We start from the raw sequence: 3,948 nt of genomic DNA, 5'->3' as shown, positions 1-3,948 counted from the left end.
GGCTCGCTCCCACCGGTTTGTCCTACTCATTCAGGAGATCCTCGACCCATGCACAAGCTCGATCGCTATGACCTGAAAATCCTGCGAATCCTCGCCGAAGACGGTCGGATCACCAAGTCGAGCTTGGCCGAGGCGATCAATCTCTCGGTGACCCCGGCGTGGGAGCGGGTTCGCAAGTTGGAGTCGCTTGGGCTGATAAAGGGCTACCGGGCACTGATCGACTGGAACGCGGTGTTCAAAAGCCAGCAGGTGCTGGTGGAAATCACCCTAGCCCGACACACCGCCCAGGACATGCGGCGGTTCGAACAACGCATGAACGAGGCCGCCGAAGTGGCATTCTGTTACGCCACCGGTGGCGGTGTTGATTACATGGCGATGATCCAGGCGCCGGACATTGACCATTACCAGCGTTTTATCGACCAATTGTTGCTCGATGACCAGGGCATCGAGCGCTACTTCACCTATATCGTCACTAAAACCATCAAGACCGCGGGTGCCTTGCCGGCCGAGCTGGCGCAAGAGCCATAAACCGAGGCAAAACCTTCACCGCAAAAAGCCTCTGTTTGCCGACGTTCAATCAGAAAAAACCTGTCGTTACACCCCGCCAAACGCCAACTCATCTTGGCTGCGCTGCCCTAGCATGGATTCACGCACACGGTTTGGAGTGAACGCCATGACATACAAACATCCGCTGTTGTTCAAAGCACTTTGCTACGTAGACGGCCATTGGGTCCACAGTGACAGCGGCCATAGCGTCGCCGTGCACAATCCGGCCGATCAGAAGTTAATCGGTCATGTGCCGATGCTCGATCAGCCTCAGATCATCGCCGCCGTAGATGCCGCACACCGGGCGTTTTCAGCCTGGAGTGAACAAAGCCTCGATGACCGCGGAACGATTCTGCGGCGCTGGGCGGCGTTGATCCTTGAGCATCAGGAAGACCTGGCGCGGATTCTCAGCCAGGAACAAGGCAAGCCCCTGGCCGAATCACGCGGCGAAATCGCCTACGCCGCCAGTTTCATTCCATGGTTTGCCGAAGAAGCGCGGCGTCTTTACGGGCACAACATCCCCAGCCATATCCCCGGCGCGCATCTGGGCACGATCAAGGAACCGGTTGGCGTCTGTGCACTGCTGACGCCGTGGAATTTTCCTTCGGCGATGATCACCCGCAAAGCCGCCGCCGCATTGGCCGCCGGTTGCACTGTGGTCATCAAACCGGCCCACGAAACGCCGTATTCGGCATTGGCCCTGGCGCAACTGGCAGAAGAGGCGGGCTTCCCGGCCGGCGTGTTCAACGTGGTGCTGGGCGAACCGCAAATGACCATGCAAACCCTGGTGCAGGACACTCGCGTGCGTTCGGTCAGCTTCACCGGCTCGACCCGGGTCGGCAAGTTGGTGCTGCAAGCGGCGGCCCAGGACGTGAAGAAAGTGTCGCTGGAACTGGGCGGAAACGCGCCGTTTATTGTCTGCGCCGATGCCGATCTGGATCTGGCGGTGAAAGTCGCGGTAGAGGCCAAGTTCCAGACCTCGGGCCAGGATTGCTGCGCGGCCAATCGGATTATGGTCGAACGCTCGATTTATCCGGCGTTCCTCAGCCGCTTTGCCTCTGCGGTGCGCGAACTGCGGGTCGGCCCGGCACTGGTGGGTGATCAAGAGCAAAGCGTCGACATCGGCCCGCTGATGCATCAGGCCGCCTTCGATGTGACCGCCGAGCGTGTGGCTGATGCGCTGAAGCTGGGCGCGCAACGTCTGGTGGGCGGCGAAGCGCATGCCCTCGGCGGATTGTTCTATCAGCCGACGGTGCTGGCCGACGTTACGCCGCAGATGCGTATCTACCGCGAAGAGAATTTCGCGCCGATTGCTGGCGTCATGCCTTTCGACACCCTCGAGCAAGCCATCGAAATGGCCAACGACACCGAATACGGTCTGGCTGCCTACATTTGTTCCAACCGCCTGGACCTAATCTACCCCCTGATTCGCCGCCTCGACCACGCCATGGTCGCAGTCAATGGCGTCAAGTTCACCGGCCATCCGATCCCGTTCGGTGGCATGAAAGCCTCGGGGCTGGGCCGCGAGGGCGGTACCGAGGGCTTCGAAGCCTTTGTCGAAACCAAATACTTTTGCCTGCACCATCAAGGCCAGTTCTAAGGAGATCCGCCATGAGCCAAAAACTCGATTCGTTGTTCGAACAAGACCGTGCGCACTTCATGCACCCGTCGACCCATGCCCATGACCACGCCAGCGGCACGCTCAAGGGACGCATCATCAAGAGCGCGTCAGGCATTCGTATCCGCGACCATGAAGGCCGCGAATTCATCGACGCCTTTGCCGGGTTGTACTGCGTGAATATCGGCTACGGCCGCACCGAAGTCGCCGATGCGATCTACAAGCAGGCCAAGGAGCTGGCCTATTACCACACCTATGTCGGGCACTCGACCGAAGCGATCATCGAGCTGTCGAGCCGCATCATCGACTGGGCGCCGGAGGGCATGAAAAAAGTCTACTACGGCCTGTCCGGTTCCGACGCTAACGAAACCCAGATCAAACTGGTGCGTTACTACAACAACGTATTGGGTCGCCCGGAGAAGAAGAAAATCATCTCCCGTGATCGCGGTTATCACGGCTCGGGCATCATGACCGGCAGCCTGACCGGCCTGCCGACGTTCCATCAGCATTTCGACCTGCCGGCGGAGGGCGTCAAACATACCGTTTGTCCGCACTGGTACCGCAAGGCACCGGTGGGTATGGATGAAGCAGCTTTCGTGCGCTATTGCGCCGACGAGTTGGAGAAAATGATCCTGGCCGAAGGGCCGGACACCGTCGCCGCATTTATCGGCGAACCGCTGATGGGCACCGGCGGCATCATCGTTCCGCCGGCCGGCTACTGGGCCGCCATACAAGCGGTGTTGAACAAGTATGACGTGTTGTTGATCGCCGACGAAGTGGTCTGCGCCTTCGGTCGCCTGGGTTCGAAGATGGGCAGCCAGCGCTACGGCATGCGTCCGGACCTGATCACTACGGCCAAAGGCCTGACCAGTGCCTATGCGCCTTTATCTGCGGTGATTGTCGGTGAAAAAGTCTGGGACGTAATCGAAAAAGCCTCCCAGTCTCAAGGTGCCATGGGGCATGGCTGGACGTACTCGGGGCATCCGATCTGCGCGGCGGCGGCCTTGGCCAACCTCGACATCCTGGAGCGGGAAAACCTGACAGCCAACGCAGAGAAGGTTGGCAATTATCTGAATCGTCGGTTGCGGGAAGTATTGGAAGGTCATCCGCTGGTAGGCGAAGTGCGTGGCGACGGCATGCTTGCCGCAGTCGAGTTCATGGCCGATCGTGAGCAACGCACACCATTCGATGCTGCATTGAAGATCGGTCCGAAAGTATCGGCAGCCTGTCTTGAACGCGGAATGATTGCCCGAGCGATGCCCCATGGCGACATTCTCGGCTTTGCACCACCGTTGATCTTGACCGAGGAGGAGGCCGACCTGATAGTCGACATCACCAAAAGTGCGGTCGATCACGTGGCCAGCGAGATACTGGGCTAAGCCTTGCCGCTCATCCCTCCCTCCCCAAAAAACCGTTCGATCCTTCACCGTTCGGGTGGTTTTTTGTATCGCCAGTTTTGGCCTTATCGTGAATGAACTGCGAATAGAAGATTGTGACTACATAAACTCATTTTGGGAGTAAGGAGGCCCGGAGATGAACTGCTGAAGGCCCATCGAATGACTGCTTTTGACCGATTCTGTTGAAAAAGTCGGATTTTCAGCCTGAGTAAAATCAAGCACAGCTACCACCGGATAGCCTACTCACCACTTTGTGTGGTTTCTCGGCCCTTCGTTGACCTTTGCTGCGTCGTTATTGGGTTAATTTGAGGTTTTTGGCTTAGTGCAGGCGCACCTATCCCGTGACTGGTGGCCCTTGAGATGTCAGTTTGGCCAGCCGACGTAGGT

The 3,948-nt window shown here is 58.4% G+C and carries 3 protein-coding genes; all 3 read left to right on the top strand.

Features of this window, described 5'->3' with window-relative positions; all coding sequences use genetic code 11:
- Positions 1-48: 48 nt before the first annotated feature.
- The gene (locus AC1D2P_RS30385) at positions 49-528 is read left to right on the top strand and encodes an Lrp/AsnC family transcriptional regulator (RefSeq protein ID WP_477758573.1); all 480 of its coding nucleotides are present in this window, start codon (positions 49-51) and stop codon (positions 526-528) included.
- Positions 529-673: 145 nt separating this feature from the next.
- Positions 674-2,146, top strand: a complete 1,473-nt coding sequence (locus tag AC1D2P_RS30380; RefSeq protein WP_477758572.1) for an NAD-dependent succinate-semialdehyde dehydrogenase — start codon at positions 674-676, stop codon at positions 2,144-2,146.
- An 11-nt stretch (positions 2,147-2,157) separates the two neighbouring features.
- Positions 2,158-3,543, top strand: a complete 1,386-nt coding sequence (locus tag AC1D2P_RS30375) for an aminotransferase (RefSeq protein WP_477758571.1) — start codon at positions 2,158-2,160, stop codon at positions 3,541-3,543.
- Positions 3,544-3,948: the final 405 nt, after the last annotated feature.

Source organism: Pseudomonas sp. P1_F1_2, assembly GCF_056405815.1.
The sequence above is the reverse complement of the archived record's forward strand: the minus strand, read 5'-3'. Positions and strand labels throughout refer to the sequence as shown.

Bases quoted from the DNA above. Each gene is read 5' to 3' on its own strand.
- AC1D2P_RS30385 (WP_477758573.1), top strand. From the start codon at position 49: ATGCACAAGCTCGATCGCTATGACCTGAAAATCCTGCGAATCCTCGCC.
- AC1D2P_RS30380 (WP_477758572.1), top strand. From the start codon at position 674: ATGACATACAAACATCCGCTGTTGTTCAAAGCACTTTGCTACGTAGAC.
- AC1D2P_RS30375 (WP_477758571.1), top strand. From the start codon at position 2,158: ATGAGCCAAAAACTCGATTCGTTGTTCGAACAAGACCGTGCGCACTTC.